General features: G+C 66.0%; 22 protein-coding genes. 16 read left to right on the top strand and 6 right to left on the bottom strand.

The annotated features are described in order from the left end of the window. The first annotated feature begins 1 nt into the window (after nucleotide 1). Nucleotides 2-691, top strand: coding sequence for a PepSY domain-containing protein (locus AC4GYS_RS00410; RefSeq protein ID WP_491107144.1), 690 nt, complete (start codon nucleotides 2-4; stop codon nucleotides 689-691). On the opposite strand, the gene sppA is transcribed toward AC4GYS_RS00410, so the two are convergent. Beyond that, entirely contained in the window at nucleotides 688-2,547 is a 1,860-nt protein-coding gene (gene sppA, locus AC4GYS_RS00405) for a signal peptide peptidase SppA (RefSeq protein ID WP_491107143.1), read from the bottom strand. The genes AC4GYS_RS00410 and sppA overlap by 4 nt on opposite strands. A gap of 110 nt (nucleotides 2,548-2,657) precedes the next feature. On the opposite strand from sppA, the gene AC4GYS_RS00400 reads away from it, so the two are divergent. The 4 genes from AC4GYS_RS00400 (at nucleotide 2,658) to AC4GYS_RS00385 (ending at nucleotide 6,994) form a co-directional block, all read left to right on the top strand. Continuing rightward, nucleotides 2,658-4,067 carry an MATE family efflux transporter gene (locus AC4GYS_RS00400; protein ID WP_491107142.1) on the top strand — a complete coding sequence of 470 codons (1,410 nt, stop codon included), beginning with the start codon at nucleotides 2,658-2,660 and terminating at the stop codon, nucleotides 4,065-4,067. A 118-nt stretch (nucleotides 4,068-4,185) separates the two neighbouring features. Beyond that, a complete protein-coding gene (groES, locus tag AC4GYS_RS00395) occupies nucleotides 4,186-4,473 on the top strand; it encodes a co-chaperone GroES (RefSeq protein WP_491107141.1) in 288 nt (95 codons plus the stop codon). 71 nt (nucleotides 4,474-4,544) lie between these two features. After that, a complete protein-coding gene (gene groL / locus AC4GYS_RS00390) occupies nucleotides 4,545-6,191 on the top strand; it encodes a chaperonin GroEL (protein ID WP_491107140.1) in 1,647 nt (548 codons plus the stop codon). A 308-nt stretch (nucleotides 6,192-6,499) separates the two neighbouring features. Next, entirely contained in the window at nucleotides 6,500-6,994 is a 495-nt protein-coding gene (locus AC4GYS_RS00385) for a hypothetical protein (RefSeq protein WP_491107139.1), read from the top strand. A 1-nt stretch (nucleotide 6,995) separates the two neighbouring features. On the opposite strand, the gene AC4GYS_RS00380 is transcribed toward AC4GYS_RS00385, so the two are convergent. Then, nucleotides 6,996-7,142, bottom strand: a complete 147-nt coding sequence (locus AC4GYS_RS00380; protein WP_491107138.1) for a hypothetical protein — start codon at nucleotides 7,140-7,142, stop codon at nucleotides 6,996-6,998. 90 nt (nucleotides 7,143-7,232) lie between these two features. Further along, nucleotides 7,233-7,508 carry a circumsporozoite protein gene (locus AC4GYS_RS00375; protein ID WP_491107137.1) on the bottom strand — a complete coding sequence of 92 codons (276 nt, stop codon included), beginning with the start codon at nucleotides 7,506-7,508 and terminating at the stop codon, nucleotides 7,233-7,235. A 208-nt stretch (nucleotides 7,509-7,716) separates the two neighbouring features. Here AC4GYS_RS00375 and AC4GYS_RS00370 point away from each other — a divergent pair, with 208 nt between their 5' ends. The 7 genes from AC4GYS_RS00370 to AC4GYS_RS00340 all read left to right on the top strand — a co-directional run bounded on the left by AC4GYS_RS00370 (nucleotide 7,717) and on the right by AC4GYS_RS00340 (nucleotide 17,506). Continuing rightward, nucleotides 7,717-8,682: an ArsR/SmtB family transcription factor gene (locus AC4GYS_RS00370; RefSeq protein ID WP_491107136.1), complete on the top strand. Its 966-nt coding sequence runs from the start codon at nucleotides 7,717-7,719 to the stop codon at nucleotides 8,680-8,682. Then, complete coding sequence (gene metF / locus AC4GYS_RS00365; protein ID WP_491107135.1) at nucleotides 8,679-9,599, top strand: methylenetetrahydrofolate reductase [NAD(P)H]; 921 nt, start codon at nucleotides 8,679-8,681, stop codon at nucleotides 9,597-9,599. Before AC4GYS_RS00370 ends, metF begins: the two co-directional genes overlap by 4 nt. Then, a complete protein-coding gene (locus AC4GYS_RS00360; RefSeq protein WP_491107134.1) occupies nucleotides 9,596-10,621 on the top strand; it encodes a homocysteine S-methyltransferase family protein in 1,026 nt (341 codons plus the stop codon). Before metF ends, AC4GYS_RS00360 begins: the two co-directional genes overlap by 4 nt. 1 nt (nucleotide 10,622) lies before the next feature. Next, a complete protein-coding gene (metH, locus tag AC4GYS_RS00355; protein ID WP_491107133.1) occupies nucleotides 10,623-13,241 on the top strand; it encodes a methionine synthase in 2,619 nt (872 codons plus the stop codon). Nucleotides 13,242-13,320: 79 nt separating this feature from the next. Beyond that, nucleotides 13,321-15,321, top strand: a complete 2,001-nt coding sequence (locus tag AC4GYS_RS00350) for a protein-disulfide reductase DsbD family protein (RefSeq protein ID WP_491107132.1) — start codon at nucleotides 13,321-13,323, stop codon at nucleotides 15,319-15,321. A 24-nt stretch (nucleotides 15,322-15,345) separates the two neighbouring features. Continuing rightward, on the top strand, nucleotides 15,346-16,563 hold the full coding sequence (locus AC4GYS_RS00345; RefSeq protein ID WP_491107131.1) for a threonine ammonia-lyase: 1,218 nt from the start codon (nucleotides 15,346-15,348) through the stop codon (nucleotides 16,561-16,563). A gap of 133 nt (nucleotides 16,564-16,696) precedes the next feature. Continuing rightward, on the top strand, nucleotides 16,697-17,506 hold the full coding sequence (locus AC4GYS_RS00340) for an arginyltransferase (RefSeq protein ID WP_491107130.1): 810 nt from the start codon (nucleotides 16,697-16,699) through the stop codon (nucleotides 17,504-17,506). A gap of 295 nt (nucleotides 17,507-17,801) precedes the next feature. Here the strand turns inward: AC4GYS_RS00340 and AC4GYS_RS00335 are convergent, their stop codons facing one another. Both AC4GYS_RS00335 and ctrA read right to left on the bottom strand, forming a co-directional pair. Next, nucleotides 17,802-18,497 (bottom strand): VIT1/CCC1 transporter family protein, encoded by a 696-nt coding sequence (locus tag AC4GYS_RS00335; protein ID WP_491107129.1) that lies wholly within the window; start codon nucleotides 18,495-18,497, stop codon nucleotides 17,802-17,804. A gap of 45 nt (nucleotides 18,498-18,542) precedes the next feature. Then, a complete protein-coding gene (ctrA, locus tag AC4GYS_RS00330; RefSeq protein ID WP_491107128.1) occupies nucleotides 18,543-19,250 on the bottom strand; it encodes a response regulator transcription factor CtrA in 708 nt (235 codons plus the stop codon). Nucleotides 19,251-19,493: 243 nt separating this feature from the next. Between ctrA and AC4GYS_RS00325 the strand changes: the two genes are divergently transcribed. The 3 genes from AC4GYS_RS00325 (at nucleotide 19,494) to AC4GYS_RS00315 (ending at nucleotide 21,153) form a co-directional block, all read left to right on the top strand. After that, nucleotides 19,494-20,171: an RluA family pseudouridine synthase gene (locus AC4GYS_RS00325; RefSeq protein ID WP_491107127.1), complete on the top strand. Its 678-nt coding sequence runs from the start codon at nucleotides 19,494-19,496 to the stop codon at nucleotides 20,169-20,171. Continuing rightward, nucleotides 20,168-20,578 (top strand): alternative ribosome rescue aminoacyl-tRNA hydrolase ArfB, encoded by a 411-nt coding sequence (arfB, locus tag AC4GYS_RS00320; protein ID WP_491109328.1) that lies wholly within the window; start codon nucleotides 20,168-20,170, stop codon nucleotides 20,576-20,578. Before AC4GYS_RS00325 ends, arfB begins: the two co-directional genes overlap by 4 nt. A 95-nt stretch (nucleotides 20,579-20,673) precedes the next feature. After that, on the top strand, nucleotides 20,674-21,153 hold the full coding sequence (locus AC4GYS_RS00315) for a GAF domain-containing protein (RefSeq protein ID WP_491107126.1): 480 nt from the start codon (nucleotides 20,674-20,676) through the stop codon (nucleotides 21,151-21,153). On the opposite strand, the gene AC4GYS_RS00310 is transcribed toward AC4GYS_RS00315, so the two are convergent. After that, the gene (locus AC4GYS_RS00310; protein WP_491107125.1) at nucleotides 21,150-21,620 is read right to left on the bottom strand and encodes a universal stress protein; all 471 of its coding nucleotides are present in this window, start codon (nucleotides 21,618-21,620) and stop codon (nucleotides 21,150-21,152) included. The genes AC4GYS_RS00315 and AC4GYS_RS00310 overlap by 4 nt on opposite strands. A gap of 106 nt (nucleotides 21,621-21,726) precedes the next feature. Here AC4GYS_RS00310 and AC4GYS_RS00305 point away from each other — a divergent pair, with 106 nt between their 5' ends. Further along, a complete protein-coding gene (locus tag AC4GYS_RS00305) occupies nucleotides 21,727-23,115 on the top strand; it encodes a pyruvate dehydrogenase complex dihydrolipoamide acetyltransferase (RefSeq protein ID WP_491107124.1) in 1,389 nt (462 codons plus the stop codon). The last annotated feature ends 40 nt before the right edge of the window (nucleotides 23,116-23,155 follow it).

Raw genomic sequence — 23,155 nt, 5'->3', positions numbered from 1 at the left:
CATGCGCATTCGTCACAACCTTCGTCGTTGGCACATCTGGCTCGGATGGATTGTCGGCGTGCCGATGCTGTTCTGGACGCTGTCCGGGGTCGTCATGGTCTGGAAGCCGATCGAGGAGGTTCGCGGAACCGATCTCCTGCGTGAGGCACCGCCGGTCCGCCTGACGGCTCCGCCGACCATTCCCCGGCAGGTTGCCGGCATGCCGCTTCAGCGCTTGGCGCTGGAAAGCCGGGCGGTTGGGCCCCGCTGGGTCATTCAGGTGGACGGCGCGCCGACCCGCCTGGCCGATCCGCTGTCCGGTGCCTTGCTGCCGCCGGTCAGTGCGGCGGAGGCGGCCCGCGAAGTGGCCGCGCGCTATGGGGGCAGGGCGACGGTGGCGGAAGTCCGCAAGGTGGACCCCAGCCGCCCACCCGTCGAGTTCCGCCGCGCAGACCCGGCCTGGGCCGTGCATATGACCGACGGCACGCACTTCTACGTCGATGCCGGCTCGGGCGAGATCGTCGCTCGCCGCACGCGTTGGTGGCGGCTCTACGACTGGATGTGGGGCCTCCACATCATGGATCTCGACACGCGCGAGAACACCCACAATCCGTGGATCGTGGCATTCGGGATCATTGCCTTGCTGACGACGCTGATGGCTCTGGTCCTCCTGCCGTTGACCGGCAAATGGAAGCGCCGGAGCACCCGCTAGCGGAGCAGCTTGAGCACGCTCTCCAGCCAGCCGGCGTCCGTCGCGCTGATCCTTGCCGGTGCGACCGAACCGCACTCCAGGCAGCGCACCTGGACGGTTGGCCCGTTCAACACGGCCCGCGCGTCCAACAGTCCGCTGATCAGCTGCTGGCGATCGCGCATCGCCAGGCCGGCGAACGCATCGGCCTCATCCGTGCTCTCTTCCTCGTCCGAGAAGAGCGACGCGAACTCGGCGCGCCAGCTCTTGGGCCGCTCCAGGTAGGTCACGCCGCGCTCGTCGCCGAGTTTGGCGAATTCCGCCGCCTTGGCGATCGCCTCGTCCATGCCCCCGAAGCTGTCGACCAGGCCCAGCTGGCGCGCCGGCCCACCGGCCCAGACCCGCCCTTGCGCGATTGCGTTGACCTGCGCTGGCGACTTCCCTCGGGCCTGCGCGACGATGCCGAGGAAGCGGCGATAGATGCTTTCGATCCCAAGCTGGATCAGCTGGCTCGCTTCCGGCGAAGGACCATTCAGAAGATCCGGTTCGCCGGACAGGGGGGTCGTCTTCACCCCGTCCGCGCCGATGCCCAGCTTTTCCAGCGATCCCTGGAAGCTCGGCAGGATGCCGAACACGCCGATCGAGCCGGTGATGGTCGACGGCTCCGCCACCACATGGTTCGCTGCGGTCGCCACCCAATAGCCGCCCGACGCAGCGACGTTGCCCATCGAGGCGACGATCGGGATATTGCGCGCCTTGGCCATCAGCAGCGCCTGGCGAATCCGTTCGGATCCGGTGACCGATCCGCCCGGGCTGTCGATCCGAACCACGATGGCCTTCAGGTCGCGCGTCCTCAGACCCTTTTCGATCGTCTCGGCGATGCTGTCCCCGCCGGCAGTGCCCAGCGGCGCCTTGCCGTCGACGATCGTGCCCGCGACGGTGACGATACCGATCGGGCCCGACGGGCTGGCCTCAACCTTGTCCGCGACATAGCTGTCCAGGCGGATCCGGTTGAAGCCGCCGCGTACCGATTTGTTTTCGCCGCCAAGCTCGGCCAGCCGGCGCTCGAACTGGTGCCGCTCGCCGATCCGGTCCACCAGTCGGGCCCGCTGCGCGGCTCCCGCGAAATCGCCGTTGCTGGCCGTCACGAAGGCGGCCGTGTTGGCAAGATAGGGATCGAGCTGTGCCTGCGGGCGCGCGGTGCGGATGTCCTGCCGCCAGGTTTCCAGCAGATTGCCGGCCAGTTCCTGCGCGTTCTGCCGCGCTTCGGGCGACATGTCGGTCCGCGTGAACGGCTCGACCGCGCTCTTGTAGGTGCCGACGCGATACACGTTGGCGGTCACGCCCAGTTTGTCGAGCAGCCCCTTGAAGTAAAGATTGTTGCCACCCGGCCCTGCAAGCGCGACCGTGCCGAGCGGATTGAGCCACACTTCCGACGCGTGCGAGGCGAGCTGGTAGCTGTCGTCGGAATACGCGGTCGCGTAGGCGATCACCGGCTTACCTCCACGACGGACCTCGTCCAGCGCTTCTCCGACTTCGTTGAGGGCTGCCTGTCCGCCACCGGCGAACCGATCGAGATCGAGCGCCACCGCTTTCACCCGCGCATCGTCCTTGGCGGCCAGCAGCGCGGCCCGAAGTTGGCGCAGGCTGTATTCGCGCGGCGCCGATCCCCCGCCAAGGGTGGCGAGCGGATCGACCTCCTGCGGTTGCTCGACGATGCTGCCGTGCAGGTCCAGCGTCAGCACGCCGTCGCGCACCGCCGGCGCCGGCCGGGCGGAAAGGGCGGCGTACAGCACCCCGAAGAACAGCAGCATGAACAGCAGCACCAGCGCATCCTTGATGCCGACCAGCAGGTGCCAGACTCCGCGAACGAACCGCATGAAATTCTCTCCTTGTCAGGCGGCGTTAGCCGAGCCGTTCCACCGGCAACAGGGGCATTCGACGAGGGAGGGATGGTGGCCCGCTCGGCGTCCCGCTACGGCACGCCGCCATGCCTCGCCCCAAACCTCTCGCGACCGCGCCAAAGGACTGGCGCGAGGAACTGGCGGCGACGCTGCGGCTCGGCTGGCCGCTGATCCTGTCCAATCTCGCCCAGATTGCCATCACGACCACCGACGTTCTTATGCTGGGTCAGCTGGGCGCGATCCCGATGGCCGCATCGGCGATGGCGGTGAATCTGTTCAACATTGTCCTGTACACCGGTATGGGGCTTGCGGTCGGCACCGCTCCGCTGATCGCCGCAGCCCTCGGCCGCAAGGTCGAAGCGGTGCGCGAAACCCGCCGCACTTTCCGCATGGGGATATGGCTGGTGGCCGGCTACAGCGTCTTCGGCTGGCTGATCTTGTGGAACGCCGAATGGCTGTTTGGTCTGTTCCGGCAGGATCCCATCCTTTCTGCGGCCGCCGGCGAATATATGCGCGTCCTGATGTGGGCGCTGTTGCCGGCCTTGCTGGTGGGCGTGTTCCGCACCTTGCTGACGGCCTTCGATCGGACCCCGATCACGCTTTATGTGACTATCGGCGGGGTGGCCGCCAACGCACTGCTCAACTGGCTGCTGATCTTCGGCAACTGGGGGGCGCCGCGGCTGGAACTGGCGGGCGCCGCGATTGCCAGCCTGTGCACCAACCTGATGATGGCGGCGCTGCTGGGACTGTGCATCTGGCGACTGCCTCGGCTGCGCTTGATGCACCTGTTCGGCCGCTGGTGGCGGCCCGACTGGTCGCGACTGCGCGACCTGGTGCGGATCGGCCTTCCGATCGGCGCGACCTGGGCGTTCGAGGTCAGCGTGTTCAGCGCGGCCATCTACCTGATGGGACTGATCGACACTGTATCGGTCGCCGCCCACGTGATCGCGCTTCAACTCGCGGCCGTCACCTTCATGGTCCCGCTCGGCCTTGCCCAGGCCGTCACCATCCGCGTCGGCATGGGCTATGGCGCGCGCAATCCGCAATGGATCGCGCTGGCCGGCAATGTCAGCCTCGCCGTGACCGTCGCCGTGATGGGGTTTGGCGCAATGGCTATGTGGCTGTTCCCGCATCAGCTTGCCGGCCTGTTCCTCGATGCGTCCCGGCCGGAGAACCGCGCGGTGATTGATCTCGCCGCGTCCTTCCTGCTGATCGCTGCCGTGTTCCAGCTGGTCGACGGTGCGCAGGTGGTCGGCGCGGCGATGCTGCGCGGTCTTCAGGACACCCGCGTGCCAATGATCTATGCAGGCATCGGCTATTGGCTCGTCGGCCTTGGGGCCGGGGCGGGACTGGCCTTTTGGGGCGGCCTGCGTGGCTATGGCATCTGGATCGGACTCGCGCTTGGACTGGCGGTTGTCGCAACCTTGATGCTGTGGCGCTGGCATCGCCGGACAGCGCTCGGGCTGGTTCCCGCGCCGGCCGCGATTTCCACCTGAACTGCATATTGACGGGGTGGATTGCCCCACCCATATGCGCGGCGTTGCTGGCACTCGGCTAGTTTGAGTGCCAGCGCGCAGGTTCAACTCTCAAAGCTAGTATAGAGGGGCTTAGCATATGGCTTTCAGGCCGCTTCACGATCGAGTCCTCGTCCGCCGCGTCGAGGCCGAAGAGAAGACTGCGGGCGGGATCATCATTCCCGACACCGCCAAGGAAAAGCCGCAGGAAGGCGAAGTCGTCTCCGTCGGCACCGGCGCCCGCGCCGACGACGGCAAGATCACGCCGCTGGACGTCAAGGCCGGTGACCGCATCCTGTTCGGCAAATGGTCGGGCACCGAGGTCAAGGTCGATGGCGAAGACCTCATCATCATGAAGGAAAGCGACATCCTCGGGATCGTCGGCTGACCCACTCGCCTCCCGATTAGACGGGGGGCGTAGTGTCCATGTTGTCCAAGTTGAAATGAAAGGGTAGCCAGATGGCAGCCAAGGACGTGAAATTCAGCCGCGATGCGCGTGAGCGCATCCTCAAGGGCGTCGACATCCTCGCCGACGCCGTCAAGGTGACGCTTGGGCCGAAGGGCCGCAACGTCGTCATCGACAAGAGCTTCGGCGCGCCGCGCATCACCAAGGACGGCGTCACCGTCGCCAAGGAAATCGAGCTCAAGGACAAGTTCGAGAACATGGGCGCGCAGATGCTGCGCGAAGTGGCGTCGAAGACCAACGACATCGCCGGCGACGGCACCACCACCGCCACCGTGCTGGCCCAGGCGATCGTTCGCGAGGGCATGAAGTCGGTTGCGGCCGGCATGAATCCGATGGACCTGAAGCGCGGCATCGACCTTGCCGTCACCAAGGTGGTGGAGGACCTGAAGGCCCGCTCCAAGCCGGTTGCCGGTTCCAACGAGATCGCCCAGGTCGGCATCATCTCGGCCAATGGCGACACGGTTGTCGGCGAAAAGATCGCCGAAGCCATGGACAAGGTCGGCAAGGAAGGCGTGATCACCGTCGAAGAGGCCAAGGGTCTCGAGTTCGAGCTGGACGTCGTTGAAGGCATGCAGTTCGACCGCGGCTACCTGTCGCCCTACTTCATCACCAACCCGGAAAAAATGTCGGTCGAACTCACCGATCCGTACATCCTGATCCACGAGAAGAAGCTGTCGAACCTGCAGGCGATGCTCCCGATCCTGGAGAGCGTCGTTCAGTCGGGCCGTCCGCTGCTGATTATCGCCGAGGACATCGAGGGCGAGGCTCTGGCCACGCTCGTCGTCAACAAGCTGCGCGGCGGCCTCAAGGTCGCGGCCGTCAAGGCTCCGGGCTTCGGCGATCGCCGCAAGGCCATGCTCGAAGACATCGCCATCCTGACCGGCGGCGAGATGATCTCCGAGGACCTCGGCATCAAGCTGGAGAACGTCACGGTCGGCATGCTCGGCACCGCCAAGCGCGTCACCATCGACAAGGACAATACCACCATCGTCGACGGCGCTGGTGAAAAGTCCGGGATCGAAGGTCGCGTTGCTGCGATCCGCCAGCAGATCGAGAACACCACCAGCGACTACGACCGTGAGAAGCTCCAGGAGCGTCTCGCCAAGCTCGCCGGCGGCGTTGCCGTGATCAAGGTCGGCGGTTCGACCGAGGTCGAGGTGAAGGAGCGCAAGGATCGCGTTGACGACGCGCTCCACGCGACCCGCGCCGCGGTCGAGGAAGGCATCGTTCCGGGCGGTGGTACGGCTCTGCTGTACGCGACCCGCGCGATCGAGGGTCTGAAGGGCGTCAACGACGACCAGACCCGCGGCATCGATATCATCCGCAAGGCGCTCTACGCCCCGGTTCGCCAGATTGCGGCGAACGCGGGTCATGACGGTGCGGTGATCTCGGGCAAGCTGCTCGACGGCGCCGACCAGAACATGGGCTTCAACGCCCAGACCGACACCTATGAGAACCTGGTCCAGGCCGGCGTGATCGACCCCACCAAGGTCGTCCGCACCGCGCTGCAGGACGCAGCCTCGGTCGCCGGCCTGCTGATCACCACCGAAGCGGCGGTCAGCGAAATGCCGGAAGACAAGCCGGCCATGGGCGGAATGCCCGGCGGCGGCATGGGCGGCATGGGCGGAATGGACTTCTAACGAGCCGGCCGGGGCCAAGGACGTCGACCCAAGGTCGACAACTTGGCCTCGGACGCGGCGAAGTTCGGCTGGCCGGGCGAACAGCCCTCAGGCTGGTCGAACCGGTCCAACGTCAAGCACGGGTTTTGCCCGGGCTAATTGCTTAGCCAAGCAGAAGGGCCGGGGGAGCAATCCTCCGGCCCTTTCGTTCGTCCACGATGTTTCGCGTACTTTCCCTCGGCCTCGTGGCGCTGACGGCCGCCTGCGCTTCAAGGCCCGCGAGTCCAGTCGCAGCGCTCGCTTCAGCACCGCCGACCGTAGCCCCAGCCATGCCCCGGCTCCTCGGCTGGAATCCGCCGTGCCAGCCCTCTCGGCCGAGACCCCCTGTCCCGAACGACCCGATCGTCTCGGTTGTCCAGCCCGCTGCTGATCGGTTGATCGAGCGTGCCCAGTCCGAGCCCGGCTACGGTGGCGCCTGGTTCGAGAACGAGCCCTGCTATCGCCTCGTTCTGGCCTTCACCGACGGCCAGCCTCGGCAATCGATCGTCGATGCCGCCGAACCCTGGTTTCGTCCTTACCTCGGCTTCGCCCGATCGAGCTTTACGGAGGCGGAGCGTAATGCCGCCAGCGAAAAGCTAAGAAACGCAATGGTGTCAGAAGGGATTTCATTCGCGTTCAGCGACGGCGGCGGCGTTGGAGGCTGGACGATCTACGTCGGCTCGCAGGCCGATCTCGAACGCGCCCGCACGCTCGTGCCGGCACGCTTTCTTCCGATCACCCGCTTCGAGATCGGCATTCCTGTCCCGGTACCCGAGCGCGGCTGATCTACCGGCTGTCCGACGCCGCTCCGTTCAGCATGGATTCCGCGTTGTCGAGCCGCTCTGCTTCCTGCTCGGTCGGGCCGGGCGGGCGCTCCTCCCGCTCGCAGGCGGCAAGCAGCAGGACGGCCAACGGCAACAGGATCGGCTTCACCCCGGCAGCTTACCACGCTCCTCCAAATGCAAAAGGGCCGCCGCGGTAATCCGCGACGGCCCTCCTGTTTCGTCAGTGACGAGTCGGGGCTTACTGGCCCGCGACGTTGTCCTGGCCGTTGGCGACGTCCTCAGCGGCGTTCTCGATCGACTCGCCAGCATTCTCAACCGCGTTGCCGGCGGCGTCGAGGGCGTTGTCGGCGGTCGCGCCGAGGTTGTCCGTGGCGTTCAGGGCCGAGTTGGTGTCGGCAGCCGCTTCGGTTTCGATCGTGTTCTCGGTCGAAACGGCGTTGTCCGGAGCATTGTCCTGGCAGGCAGCGAGGCCGAGACCAAGAACCGCAACAGCGGCGATAGCAATCTTCTTCATGATCGTTCCATCCCTATCATCGTTGCGCCGGAAACCATCTGGCTCCCGGAGCGGGGCTCGACCCGCCGCATATTTGCGGTCAGGCCAGCGGGCGGATTTAGGTGAGGCAAAAGGGTCACGCAATGATCTTTTGCGACGAACCGTTTTCAACCGTCGCAAATGCTGTCAGCGCATTGACCATATAAAGATATCTTTATATCCTTAACCCGTGACCGCATTCCTGCCTTTGTCCGATCTGTTTCAGGCGCTTGCCGACCCGACGCGGCTGCGGATCCTGACCTTGCTCGACGAAATGGAGCTGTCGGTCGGAGAGCTCGCGCAGCTTTTGTCGCAAAGCCAGCCGCGCGTGTCTCGCCATGTGAAGATCCTGACCGATGCCGGGCTGGTGGAGCGCCGCAAGGAGGGTAGCTGGGTGTTCCTGGCGCTTGCCCGCGGCGAACCTGCGGCTGGGCTCTTACCGCTGATCGAGGCCGCTGGGCAGGAGGAGGACCGCCGCGCCTTTGCCAGTGACCGTGCTCGCCTGGCGGCTGTTCGCCGCGACCGGGCGGAAGCGGCGCAACGCTATTTCGAATGCCATGCCGATGAATGGGACGGCATCCGCTCGCTCCATGTCGCGGAAAGCGAAGTGGAGGACGCGATCGCGCGCGCCCTTGGACCAGACCCGCTGGGCCGGCTGGTCGACATCGGGACGGGCACGGGGCGGATGATCGAATTGTTCGGCCGTGCATCCGACACTGCGATCGGGATCGACAAAAGCTCCGAGATGCTTCGCCTTGCCCGCGCCAAACTGGCGGCGGCGGCCGTCCCGGCGAGCCTGAGGCAAGGCGACATGTATGCGCTTCCGCTGGCCGACGGCACCGCCGACTGCATCCTGCTGCATCAGGTCCTCCACTATGCCCATGCTCCCGGCGAAGCGATTGCCGAGGCGGCTCGACTGCTTGCGCCGGGCGGACGTTTGCTGATCGTCGATTTCGCGCCGCATGAGCGGGAGGATTTGCGGGAGCGGGCCCAGCATGTGCGCCTCGGCTTCGCGGACGAGGCCGTCCTCGCCTGGCTCAATTCGGCCGGGCTCAAGGGGCAGGTAGTCGAACATCTCGCTGGCGGTGAGCTGACGGTCACGCTGTGGTCGGGCATCAAGGCCGCGCAGCGCTTGCCCCGGCGGAGGGCCGCATGAACCGCCCGGCCCTTGCTCCCGTACCCCAGGCGGAGCCCGCACCATTGTTCGCGCAAGCCAAGGGCGACATCGCGGTCAGCTTCGAATTTTTCCCACCCAAAAGTGAAAAGATGGCGGAAACGCTGTGGGCTTCGATCGAAACCCTGGCGCCGCTGCACCCGCAATTCGTGTCCGTAACCTACGGCGCGGGCGGCTCGACCCGTGAACGGACTCACGCAACTGTCGAACGGATCGTGCGCGAAGCCCGCTTGCCGGCCGCAGCACACCTGACCTGCGTCGATGCCAGCCGCGCCGAAATCGATGAGATCGCGCACTCTTACTGGAAGGCTGGCGTGCGCCACATCGTCGCCCTGCGTGGCGATCCGCCGGAGGAAGGGGCGACCTATCGGCCGCACCCGGACGGCTATGCCGACGCGGCCGCGCTCGTCGCTGGTTTGAAAGAGGTTGCCCCCTTCGAGATCAGCGTCGCCTGCTATCCGGAGGTGCACCCGCAGGCGAATTGCCCCGAAGCCGACCTCGACAATCTTGCTCGCAAGGTCGACGCCGGGGCCGACCGGGCGATCAGCCAGTTCTTCTTTTCCGTCGATGCCCTCCTGCGTTTTCGCGATCGCGCCGCGGCCCGCGGCATCGCGGCCGAGATCGTGCCCGGAATCCTGCCCGTGTCCAACGTCGCCCAGACCCGGAAATTCGCGGGCCAGTGCGGCGCGTCCATTCCCCGCTGGATGGACGAGATGTTCGAGGGCCTCGACGACAAGCCGGCGGCGCGGCAGCTCGTCGCGGCGACCATTGCGGCCGAATTGTGCGGCCAGCTTTATGCTGGTGGCGTTCGCCACTTCCACTTCTACACGCTCAACCGTGCGGAGCTGGCCTATGCCATCTGTCACCTGCTGGGCGTCCGCGCCGAAGTCGCCCAATGACCGCCGCCGAAGCCTTGAAGGCGGCCGCCGCCAAGCGGATTCTCGTCAAGGACGGGGCGTTCGGGACGGCCATTCAGCAGGCCGGGCTGACCGAAGACTGCTATCGCGGCAACCATCATCTTTCCAAGGACCAGAAGGGCAACAACGATCTGCTCTGCCTCACTCGGCCGGACCTGATCACCTCCATCTGTGAAGGCTATGCGACTGCCGGCGCGGATGTGCTGGGGACCAACAGCTTCAATGCCAATCGCATCAGCCAGGCCGACTATGGCGCGGAACACCTAGTCGGGGACATGAACGTCGCGGCCGCCCGCATCGTCCGTGAGGTCGCGGACCGGTTCGAGGCGCAGGACGGCCGCCGCCGCTTCGTCGCCGGAGCGCTCGGGCCGACCAACAAGACCTTGTCGCTCTCGCCCGACGTCAACGATCCCGGCTTTCGCGAGGTGGACTTCGATTTCGTTCGCGATGTCTATCACGAGCAGGCCGAAGCCCTGCTTGAGGGCGGCGCGGACTTCATCCTGATCGAGACGGTGTTCGACACCTTGAATTGCAAGGCCGCGATCATGGCCGCGCTCGATCTTGCGCCGATCATGATCTCCATGACCCTGACCGACCTTTCCGGCCGCAATCTGTCGGGTCACACGGTGGAGGCCTTCTGGGCCAGCGTCCGCCACGCGAAACCACTGACCGTCGGGCTCAACTGCAGCTTCGGCGCCGCGCAGCTTCGGCCGCATCTCGCCGCCCTGTCGGCTCAGGCGGACACTCTGATCATGGCCTATCCCAACGCCGGCCTGCCCAACGAACTCGGCGCCTACGACGAAGCGGCGGAAGAGACCGCGGCTCAGGTTGCGGAATGGGTCGACGAAGGCCTCATCAATATCGTCGGTGGATGTTGCGGTACGACTCCCGCCCACATCGCCGCGATCGCCGGGACGGTGCGCGATTGCACGCCGCGCACCGTCCCGCAGGCGCCCTCCCGCACGGTGCTTGCGGGGCTCGAGCCGATGGTTCTGGCCGCCTGACATGACCGGACAAGCCGACACCGCCGCCGCCGCCGCGGCCACCCGCTTCGTCAACATCGGCGAGCGCACCAACGTCACGGGCTCCGCCCGATTCAAGAAGCTCGTGCTCGCCGGCGATTATGACGCGGCGGTCGAGGTGGCTCGGCAGCAGGTCGAGAACGGTGCCCAGATCGTCGACGTCAACATGGACGAAGCCCTGCTGGACTCAGAGCTCGCCATGACCACGTTCCTCAAGCGCATCGCCGCCGAGCCGGACATCGCCCGCGTGCCGGTGATGATCGACAGCTCCAAATGGAGCGTGATCGAAGCCGGTCTCAAATGCGTGTCGGGCAAGCCGATCGTCAACTCGATCAGCCTGAAGGAAGGGGAGGAGCCGTTCCTCGACCAGGCCGCGAAGGTGCGAGCCTATGGTTCCGCCGTCGTCGTGATGGCCTTCGACGAGACCGGCCAGGCCGATACCGCCCAGCGCAAGGTCGAGATCTGCGAGCGGGCCTACAAGCTGCTCACCAGCAACGGCTTTCCGGCCGAGGACATTATCTTCGACCCCAACATCTTCGCCGTGGCGACCGGCATCGATGAGCACCGGCGCTACGCCCTGGACTTCATCGAAGCGGCTCGGGAAATTCGCGAGCGGTGTCCCGTCGCGCATATTTCGGGAGGCCTGAGCAACCTCAGCTTTTCCTTCCGCGGCAATGAGCCGGTGCGCCGGGCCATGCACTCGGTGTTCCTCTACCATGCCATTCCGGCCGGCCTCGACATGGCGATTGTCAACGCCGGGCAGCTGGACGTCTACGACGCGATCGACCCTGAGCTGCGCGAGGCGTGCGAGGACGTCATCCTCGACCGGCGGGAGGACGCCACCGACCGGCTGATCGCCCTTGCCGAGCGCTTCAAGGGAACCGACGAGGTCGCGGAAAAGGCCGCGGCGGAGTGGCGGTCTCTCCCCGTATCGGAACGTCTGTCCTATGCGCTGGTCAAGGGCATCGACGCGCATATCGTCGAAGACACGGAGGAGGCGCGCCAGTCCGCCTCGCGCCCGATCGCGGTCATCGAAGGCCCGCTGATGGACGGCATGAACGTCGTCGGCGACCTGTTCGGCGGCGGCAAGATGTTTCTCCCGCAGGTGGTGAAGTCCGCGCGCGTGATGAAGAAGGCGGTTGCCCACCTGCTGCCGTACATCGAGCTGGAAAAGGACGAGGGCGCCAAGGGCAAGGGCCGGATCGTCATGGCCACCGTCAAGGGCGACGTGCACGACATCGGCAAGAACATCGTCGGGGTGGTCCTGCAGTGCAACGGCTATGAGGTGGTCGACCTTGGGGTCATGACGCCGTGGACCAGGATCCTTGAAGCCGCGAACGAGAATGGCGCGGACATGATCGGCCTGTCGGGCCTGATCACCCCCTCGCTCGACGAGATGGTGACCGTCGCCTCCGAGATGGAGCGGGCCGGCATGACCATGCCGCTGCTGATCGGCGGCGCGACCACCTCCAAGGCGCATACGGCGCTCCGCATCGCGCCGGCCTATACCGGGCCGGTGATCCATGTGCTCGATGCCAGCCGGGCGGTGGGCGTCGCCTCCGCGCTGGTCAGTGACGGGCCGCAAAAGGCGGAGCTGATCGAGGGCACGGCCACCGAGTATCAGAAGCTGCGCGACAGCCGGGCCGGGCGCGGCGACCATGAGCTTGCGACCATCGCCGACGCGCGCGCCAACCGTTTTGTTGCCGATCCCGGCCAGCGCCCGCCTGCGCCGGCTCGACCGGGTGTCCACAGCTTTGGTGAATGGCCGCTGCGCGACCTTCGTTCCCATATCGACTGGACACCCTTCTTTCGCGCGTGGGAACTTCACGGCAACTATCCGGCCATCCTCGACGATCCGGTCGTGGGTGAGAGCGCCCGCAGCCTGTATGCCGATGCCGAAGCCATGCTCGACCGCATCGTCGCGGAGCACTGGCTCCGTCCGGTCGGAGTGGTCGGCCTGTGGCGCTGCTGGCGCGAAGGGGATGACGTGCTGGTGCTTGCGGGCAATGATCCCACGCGCGTGCCCTTCCTTCGACAGCAGGTGAAGAAGCGGGAAGGGCGCCCCAACATGTGCCTCGCAGACTTCATCGCGGAAGAGGGCGAGGATTGGATCGGCGGGTTCGCCGTTGGGATCCACGGTGCCGAGCCGCATCTTGAGCGCTTCCGCCAAGCCAATGACGATTACAGCGACATCATGCTGAAAGCGTTGGCGGATCGCTTGGCCGAAGCATTCGCCGAGCGACTCCACCACCATGTCCGAACGTCGGTATGGGGCTATGCCGACGAGCACCTGAGCAATCAGGAACTGATCCGCGAGCGCTATGCCGGCATCCGCCCCGCGCCAGGCTACCCGGCCAGCCCCGACCATAGCCTGAAACCCTTGCTGTTCGATCTGCTCGGGGGCGAACCGGCCGGGCTGACCCTGACCGAAAGTTTTGCCATGCTGCCGACCGCGGCCGTGAGCGGTTTCTACTTCGCCCACCCGGACAGCGCCTACTTCGGTGTGGCGAAGATCGGCAAGGACCAGCTGGCCGACTATGCCGAACGGCGCGGTGTGGATTTGGAAACGGCGACTAGGTGGCTGCGGCCAAACCTGGATTGAGGCAAGCGCAGCGAAGCCGCCAATCGGCGCGCCATGGATTGCTTCGCCTTCGGCTCGCAATGACGTAGATGGCGGTCGAATGTTTCGCTTTCTCCTGCTTTTCCTGGTCTTTCTTACCGCGCAGCCTGCGGGCGCACAGCTGCGTTCCGATGCCGTGCCCAACATTACTCCGCAGCTGGTGGTGGACGGCCCCGTGCGCCCCGGCAGTGAGGTCGATCTCGCCATTCTCATGACCCCGGCCAAGGGCTGGCATGGATATTGGGAGAACCCGGGCGACGCCGGGCAGCCGATGAGCATCGATTGGCAGCTGCCCTCCGGCGCCTCGGTCGGCCCGCTGCGCTATCCGGTGCCGCAGACGCTCACCCTCGCTGGGCTGATGAACTACATCTACAAGGGTCCTTACGCGATCCTGAGCCGTCTCAAGGTGCCCGCGGATGCTCGCGGCATCCTGCCGATCCGGGGCGAGGCGCAGTGGCTGGCGTGCACGGACAAGATCTGCGTGCCGGAGCGGGGGTCATTGAAGCTCGATGTCCCGATTGGTGCCGGCACGGACGAAAGCGCTCGTTTCGACGGCTGGCGCCAGAAGCTTCCACGTCCCTTGGGTAGCCCGGCGCGCTTCCAGGCCGCGGGCGAGACCCTCCGGATTGCCGTACCGCTGCCCGCTTCGGTTCCCGTGGGCGAGCTGACCCTTTTCCCGCTCACCGAAAATGTGATCGACTACGCCGCCCCGCAAAGCTTCCGGCGCTCCGGCGACACGCTCGTCGCGGAACTCTCCACCAAGGGTTCCGCGCCCGCCGCCTTTAACGGCGTCCTTGCCCTTGGCGATGGGAGCGGTCTGCAAATTTCCGCCGCGCCCGGCCCGGTACCCAGCGGAGGTCGACCGGTCGGGAGCGGGACGGGTAGCAGCCTTCTTCTCTGGGCACTCCTCGGTGCCCTGGCGGGCGGGGTGCTGCTCAATCTCATGCCGTGCGTCTTCCCGATCCTCGCCTTGAAGGCGCTGGCGCTCGCCAAGGCCGGCGGAGACGAGCGAAACGCGCGCCGCGACGCGCTCGCCTATACCGCGGGTGCAGTCGCGGGGACGGGGGCGCTTGGGATCGCCCTTCTGCTGATCCGGGCTGGCGGCACTGCGGCAGGTTGGGCGTTCCAGCTTCAGGACCCCAGGACCATCACCCTGCTGTTGCTGCTGGCGGTGGCGATCACCCTGAACCTGCTCGGCGTCTTCCGCTTGCCGGTGCTTGGCGGGGAGACAAGCCCCCGAGGCGGCTTTGGTACGGGGGCATTGGCAGCGTTCGTCGCGACGCCCTGTGCGGGGCCGTTCATGGGGACTGCGCTGGGCGCCGCGCTGCTGCTGCCCGCGTGGGCGGCGGTGCTGGTGTTCGCCGCACTCGGCCTTGGAATCGCCCTCCCGTTTCTTGCCGTCGCCTTCATCCCTGCTCTTCGCCGACGCTTGCCGAAGCCTGGCAAGTGGATGCAGACCCTGCAACGCATACTCGCAGTCCCGATGGCGCTGACCGCGGCGGCCTGCCTCTGGCTCCTGTGGCGTCAGGGTGGCCAGCCAGCGTTGATCGCGGGCGGCGCGGCAGTGCTTGGCCTCACCTTGCTACTGGTTTGGCTCGGCCGGTGCCAATGTTCGTCCCGCACGCCGGCGTGGGCGGCAGGCGGGGCCATTTTCGCCGTGGTCATTGCCGCGATCGTCGCGGCGCCGCAGGGGAACGCCGGCGCCGTCCGGACGCTGGCCGGCGTCACGCCCTGGTCGGAGCAACGCGTTGCAGCCGCGCGGGCCGAAGGTCGCCCCATTTTCGTTTATTTCACCGCCGACTGGTGCCTTAGCTGCAAGGTCAACGAGGCGAACGCCATCGATCGCGAGGCTGTGCAGGATGCCTTCAGAAAAGCGCGTGTGCAAACACTTGCCGCCGACTGGACCAACGGTGACCCGGCGATCACCCGCTTCCTCGAAGCTCGTGGTCGCGCCGGCGTGCCGCTCTACCTCTGGTATCAGCCCGGCAGTGACGAGCCCGAGGAACTGCCGCAAATCCTCACTCCAGCCATGCTGACGGAGCGTGCCGCTCGCCAGCGCTGAGATTGTTCGCTACCTCGCCCTGCGATGACCGATCTTCCGACCCTCGACGACATCCGCGCGGCCGCCACTCGCATCGAGGGTGCCGTCCTCCGCTCTCCGACCCTCAAGAGCCGCACCCTGTCGGAGATTACCGGCGCGGAGGTCTATCTCAAGTTCGAGAACCTGCAATTCACCGCCGCTTACAAGGAGCGCGGCGCGCTCAACAAGCTGCTACAGCTGACCGAGGAGGAGCGGGGACGCGGCGTAATCGCGGCCAGTGCCGGCAATCATGCCCAGGCCGTCGCCTATCATGGCAAGCGGCTCGGTATTCCCGTCACCATCGTCATGCCGACCAATACGCCGGTGGTTAAGGTCAGCCAGACCGAGGAACATGGCGCGCGCGTGGTCCTGCACGGCGAGCGGTTCGACGATGCCTATGCGCTCGCCCGGCAAATGGAAGGGGAGGAGGGCATGGTGTTCGTCCATCCGTTCGACGACCCAGCCATCGTCGCCGGCGCCGGAACGGTCGGCGTGGAACTGCTGGAAGACGCGCCGGACGTGGACTGCATCGTCGTCCCGATCGGCGGCGGCGGACTGATGAGCGGCGTCGCTACCGTGGCCAAGACGCTGCGGCCGGAAATCGAAATCGTCGGCGTGGAGGCCGAGCTTTATCCCTCGATGAAGAACGTCATCGACGGCACTGTGACCTCGATCGGCGGCGACACGCTGGCCGAAGGGATCGCGGTCAAGGAACCCGGGCAGCTCACCCGCCGGATCATCGCCGAGCGCGTGGATCGGATCGACCTCGTCGCCGAGAAGGATATCGAGCACGCCGTTGCGCTGCTCGTCGGAATCGAGAAGACAGTGGTCGAGGGTGCCGGCGCCGCGGGCCTCGCCCTAATCCTCGCCCATCCGGAGCGCTTCCAGGGGCGCAAGGTCGCCACGGTGCTATGCGGCGGCAACATCGACACCCATCTCCTTGCCAATGTCCTCATCCGCGAACTGGTCCGGTGCGGCCGGATTGCCCGCCTGAAGATCGGCGCGCAGGATCGACCGGGCGCGTTGGCCGCAATCACAGCCCGCTTCTTCGAATGCGGCGTCAACATCATCGAGACTAACCACCAGCGCATCTTCTCCAAGTTGCCGGCCAAGGACACGATGATCGAGGTCGAGTGCGAGGCCCGCGACGCCCAGGCAATCGACACTCTGGTGGAGAAGCTTGAAAGCGCCGGATTCACCGTGGAACGCGTGGAACTCGACTGACCGAGAAGTGCTGACCCAGCACGGCACATTTCCCGTAGGCATTAACCACTCAATCCATGGCTCAACCTCTTTCAATGTGCGTTTGGGAGACGCATAAACACTTTCGTAACCATCTCGTCCGGAGCTGTCGGCGTTGAGCGCACCGTTTCGATTTCCGAAATTCTTCGTGACGAGCCCGTCGCCGTGTCCGTACCTGCCCGGCAAGATCGAGCGGAAGGTGTTCACCGAACTGTCCGGCCACCACGCGGGCGAGCTGAACGAGGCGCTTGGCCGCATCGGTTTCCGCCGCTCCCAGTCGGTCGCCTACCGCCCGAGCTGCGTCGATTGCAACGCCTGTGTTTCGGTTCGGGTGGCCGCCGACGAATTCGCACCCACCCGCACCCAGCGACGACTGATCCGCCGCAATTCGGATCTAGAGGTTATGGCCTGCAAGCCGTGGACAACCGAGGAGCAATATTCGCTCCTCCGCCGGTACCTCGCCGTGCGCCACCCCGGCGGCGGCATGGCCGAGATGGACGAGAACGACTTCGCCGACATGGTCGAGCAGACGCCCGTTCGTACCTACCTCGTCGAATATCGCGAACCGTCGATCGACGGGCGCCCGGGCAAGCTGGTCGGCGCCTGCCTGTCGGATCAGCAGAACGACGGGTTGTCGATGATCTACAGCTTCTACGATTGCGGACCCGAAGCACGGCGCGGCCTTGGCACATTCATCATCCTCGACCACATCATCCGGGCTGCCCGCACCGGGCTACCCTACGTTTACCTCGGCTACTGGGTCGATGGCTCGGACCGCATGGCCTACAAAGCACAGTTCCAGCCGTTGGAGGTCCTGGGCCGGGACGGCTGGAAGCGCCGGGAAGAGGGGCCCTTCCTTCCGGAGCGGAGGGTGCTCGGCCAGATGGTCAAGAACGATCGACGGCGCGGCCTGCTCAAGGTCTGACGGACTCCGCCACCCGTGATCCGGGGCGAATTTCATGATAGGAGAGGCCCATGCCTCGACATGATCAGCTAGGCAGGTTCTCGCGGGTTCCTGGCCGGCGCTCCTCGCTGATGGCCTATCTCGCCAGGCGCGCGCTGATTCCGAAACGCAAGCCTCCGCGCCGTCCCGAACAGGACGGTGTGCCAGTCGAGCCGAATTCTCCGACGACGCTGTCCGGCGGAGCTGCGGCTCCGCTGACGTTCGAGGGCGATCGGCAGGCAGGTCGCGGCGATTTGGGATTGGGGTCCCAGGGGAACTAAGCGACCGCTGTTCCGAACAGCCGGCCAACCCCAGCCGTGACGAGCATCGCCAGTGCGCCCCAGAATGCAACCCGTAGAACGGACGGAAGAATCTTCGCTCCGCCGAGTCGGGCCCCCACGGCGCCCAGCAGCACCAGGCAAAGCATGGACACTACGGCGACCACGGGAATGACGGCGCCTGGCGTCACCAGCGCTACCGCGGCCAGCGGAGCCGCCGCGCCCGCGGTGAACGTCAGCGCCGAAGTGATCGCCGCCTGCAGTGGCCGCGCGGTGGTGAAATCCGAAATGCCAAGCTCGTCACGCGCGTGCGCCAGCAGCGGGTCCTTGGCCATCATCTGATCGGCCACCTTCAGCGCCAGTTTCTTCTCGACGCCCCGCTCCTCGTAAATCCGGGCGAGTTCGAGCCGCTCGGCCTCCGGAACAGTGGCAAGCTCGGTCCGCTCTCGTGCAAGGTCGGCTTTCTCCGTATCGGCCTGCGAACTGACGGAGACATATTCGCCGGCGGCCATCGACATCGCACCGGCGACCAGCGCGGCAGCACCGGCGATCAGGACTTCGGATTGACTTGCGGCCGAGGCCGCGACGCCGACGATCAGGCTGCCCGTGGATACGATGCCGTCGTTGGCGCCAAGCACGGCGGCTCGAAGCCAGCCGATGCGCGACATCGCGTGGTCTTCGAAATGCGACCTCATCGTCGCACCTTTATCAGACTAACGGTGGAATGGCACGAAGGCCGCTCAGGCGACCGCCGCCTCCGGCAGTTCACCTTCGGCGCTATCGCGCAGCACATAGCCGCGGCCCCACACGGTTTCGATGTAATTGTCGCCGCCGCAGGCGAGGCTCAGCTTCTTGCGCAGCTTGCAGATGAAGACGTCGATGATCTTCAGCTCCGGCTCGTCCATCCCGCCGTACAGGTGGTTGAGGAACATTTCCTTGGTCAGCGTGGTGCCCTTGCGCAGCGACAGCAGCTCAAGCATCGCATATTCCTTGCCGGTCAGGTGGACGCGGCTGCCGTCGACCTCGACCGTCTTCGCGTCCAGGTTGACCGCCAGCTTGCCGGTGCGGATGACCGACTGGCTGTGGCCCTTCGACCGGCGGACAATCGCGTGAATGCGGGCCACCAGCTCATCGCGATGAAACGGCTTGGTGACATAATCGTCGGCACCGAAGCCCAGCGCGCGGACCTTGCTGTCCATCTCGCCGATGCCGGACAGGATCAGCACCGGCGTGCCGACCTTGGCCGTGCGCAGTTTCTTCAGCACGTCGTATCCGTGCATGTCGGGCAGGTTCAGGTCGAGCAGGATGATGTCGTAATCATACAGCTTGCCGAGATCGAGGCCCTCTTCGCCCAGATCGGTCGTATAGACGTTGAAGCCTTCGGTGCCGAGCATCAGTTCAATGCTCTTGGCGGTCGTCGGCTCGTCCTCGATCAGCAGTACCCGCATGAAAAGTCCCCCGTTCGCGGACCGGAAAGCGTTACGCCCTCTTAACGGCCCTGAAGCGTGCATTAACCATTCGAGGTCTGACCGACAAAGGTTAATATGGTCTAAATGGCTGGATTCCGGTGGAATCGTTGCGCGGCTGCATCAGTCTTTTTCCGTCATTTCGAGCCTAGCGAAGCAATCCAGCACTCTTGCCTCAAGGAACTGGATTGCTTCGTCGCTTCGCTCCTCGCAATGACGCTAATAATGAAACTCTCCGACCGCATCCTGTTCATCGACGGCGAAGCCATCGTGATCGACAAGCCCGCGGGGCTGCCGGTCGACAACCCGCGCGTCCTCGGGGACAGCGTCGAAGGGCGCTTGCACGAACTGACCTTCGGCTTTGCGCGTCCGCCAGTGCCGATGCACCGGCTGGACCAGGACACCTCCGGCTGTTTGCTGCTCGCCCGCAACCGCAAAAGCCGCGCGGTCTTCCAGCAGGCCTTCGAAGCCGGCGAGGTCCGCAAGGCCTATCTGGCGGTTGTCGCCGGCGAGGTCGACGGGGAGGAAGGCGTCATCGACCTGCCGCTCGCCAAGATATCGTCCGCCGAACGCGGCTGGCGAATGGAAGTGGACGACAGCGGCAAGCGCGCGATCACGAAGTGGCGACGCAAGGCCGTGGTGGAAGGCCAGACGCTGATCGAGTTCCGCCCGGAAACCGGTCGGACGCATCAGATCCGGATCCACGCCGCCCGTGGCCTGGGTGCGCCGATCGTTGGCGACCCGGTTTACAATGGGCAGGCAAGCGGCAGCACGATGACCGGTCCGGACGCCGGCATGCTGCTGCACGCCATCCGGCTCGCCGTGCCCCGCCCGCCGCGAGAGGAGATCGACGTCACCGCCCGGGTCCCAGATCGTTTCGGACGGTGGCTCGACCAACTATGAAGCCGGAAGACGTCGTGATCCCGGAAGAAGCCTTGTCGGAGAAATTCCTCGCCGCGACTGGTCCGGGGGGGCAGAATGTCAACAAGGTGGCCACCGCCTGCCAGCTGCGCGTCGACGTGTTCAAGCTCGGGTTGCCACCGCACGCCTATGACAAGCTTAAAAGCCTTGCCGGCAGCCGCATGACCTCCGGCGGCGAGCTCCTCATCACCGCCCGCAATTACCGCACGCAAGAGGCTAACCGCGACGACGCGCGGCGGCGGCTGGCCGAACTGCTCGCCGCCGCCCATGTGCTGCAAGCCAAGCGCCGCCCGACCAAGCCAAGCCGCTCGGCCAAGGCCAAGCGCGTGGAGGCGAAGAAGGGGCGCGGCGCGGTGAAGGTCGCTCGAGGAAAGGTGACGGACTACTAAGTCCGTCATCCCGAGGAGCGCAGCGACGCAGCGATCCACGGTGACGCGAATGCCACTGGCTTGCTTCGCTTCGCTCGCAATGACGAGGAATTGAAATGTACGACTTCAAGATTGCCGCCGGCCACAAACCCACCCTATACCGCGACCTCCTCGCCGCGCTGGACAGCCTGGTCGCGGGCGAGCCGGATCCGATCGCCAATATGGCCAACGCCTCGGCCCTCATCATGGAAAGCCTGCCCGACCTCAACTGGGCCGGCTTCTACCGCAATATCGATGGCGAGCTGGTGCTTGGCCCGTTCCAGGGGCGCGCGGCCTGCATCCGGATCCCGTTCGGCAAGGGCGTGTGCGGCACCGCCGCGCAAACCCTTCAGGTCCAGCGCGTCGACGACGTCAACGCCTTTCCCGGTCACATCGCCTGCGATGCGGCAAGTGCATCGGAACTGGTGGTGCCGATCGTACGCGACGGCAGGCTGGTCGCGGTGCTCGACCTCGATAGCCCGACCCCCGGCCGCTTCGACGATGAGGACGAACGCGGCTGCCGTGCGCTGTGCGAGATTCTCGCCCGCGTCCTCTAGCTTAGTTCTTCCAGCCGCTCGTCGCTCAGACCGCCCGGGATGATCATCACCGGGCAGGGCAGCTTGCCAGCGTCTGTGCCAGTGAAGGTCGCGACCAGCGGCCCCGGCGCGCCGCTGGGCGATGCGCCCAGCACCAGCGCGGCGATATCCTGCCGCTCGCCGATCAGGCTCTGCACGACGCTCACCGGCTCGCCCTCGCGGATCAGGATCGTGGGTTCGATCCCGGCCTCATCGACGATCTCGCCGACGGAAGCGGATACCGTTCCTTCGATCCGTAGCCGCTGCTCTTCCTCGATCGCCGCCTGCACGCCGCCCCATTGGACGAAATCCTGAGGCTCCGCGATCGCCAGCACCTCGATCGTCCCGCCCGTCTTGGCCGCCCGGCGCGCCGCAAAGCGCAGTGCGACCCGCGCCTCCGGGCTGTCGTCGATCACGACCAGGTAGGTGCGCTGCTTGTCTTCCCCCATGCTCGCCAGCCTGCGCCACCTCGGCGGCGCGCGCAAGCTTGACGGGTGCGGCCGGCTGGTCTTTGAGCGGGTGAAACCCTTCCGTTCACCCAAAAGGCCTTCGTTCATGGCGACCGAACTCAAGATGCCCGCCCTGTCCCCCACCATGGAAGAGGGCACGCTCGCCAAATGGCTGGTCAAGGAAGGCGACACGGTGTCCAGCGGCGACATCCTGGCGGAGATCGAGACCGACAAGGCGACGATGGAGTTCGAGGCGGTGGACGAGGGCGTTTTGTCGAAGATCCTCGTCGCGGAAGGGACGGACGGCGTAAAGGTCGGCACGCCCATCGCGCTCATCGCGGGGGAGGGGGAGGCAGTGGCTCCCGGCGACGACGCTAAAACCAGTCACTCCCGCGAAGGCGGGAGCCCATCTCCCGAAGCCGCAACCCCGCCGAAGGCCGCGGAGACGGATTCCCGCCTTCGCGGGAATGACGAGAAGGCGGTTGCTGCCACCGCGCCGGCCGCGACCGCACCCGCTCCGGTCGAAACCCCGGCCGCGCCAGCCCAGCCTGCTGCGCCGGCCAAGTCTGAAGGCGACCGGATCAAGGCCTCACCACTCGCCCGTCGTCTCGCTCAGGCGCAGGGCATCGACCTTTCGACCCTCACGGGCACCGGCCCTGGCGGCCGCATCGTCCGCGCGGACCTCGGCAGCGCAGCCGGCGGCCGCCCGTCTTCCCTCGCGGGAGAGGGACAGCGGAGCGCAGCGACGCAGGGAGAGGGGGCAGCGCCGCAGCCTCAGCCCACCCCCGTCGTCGCGCTCGAAGGCATCCCCCATGAGAGCGTCAAGCTCTCCAATATGAGGCGGACCATCGCGCGCCGCCTGACCGAGTCCAAGCAGCAGATCCCGCACATCTACCTGACGCTGGACATCCGCCTCGACGCGCTGCTGAAGCTCCGGTCCGAGCTCAACGCCAGCCTCGCCCCCCGCAGCGTCAAGCTCAGCGTCAACGACATGCTCATTAAGGCGCTCGGGCTCGCGCTGATCGAAGTGCCCGAATGCAACGTCAGCTTCGCCGGCGACCAGCTGATCAAGTACAGCCGCGCCGACATCTCGGTCGCGGTCAGCATCCCGAACGGGCTCATTACTCCCATCGTCACCGACGCGTCGGCCAAGAGCATCTCGGCCATCAGCAAGGAGATGACCGATCTCGCCACCCGCGCGAAGGAGGGCAAGCTGCAGCCGCATGAATATCAGGGCGGCACCGCCAGCCTGTCCAACATGGGCATGTTCGGCATCAAGCATTTCGAAGCCGTCATCAACCCGCCCCAGGCGATGATCATGGCCATCGGCGCGGGCGAGAAGCGGCCGTTCGTGGTGGACGACCAGCTCACCGTCGCCACCGTCATGAGCGCCACCGGCAGCTTCGACCACCGCGCCATCGACGGCGCGGACGGGGCCAGGCTGATGAAGGCGTTCCGCGAACTGTGCGAGGCACCGCTGGGGCTGGTGGCTTGAAGCTTGGCTTTGGAAAGCTCGCGCTTGCGGCGCTTGCGGC

This window comes from Sphingomonas sp. SP1, assembly GCF_058313395.1.
The sequence above is the reverse complement of the archived record's forward strand: the minus strand, read 5'-3'. Positions and strand labels throughout refer to the sequence as shown.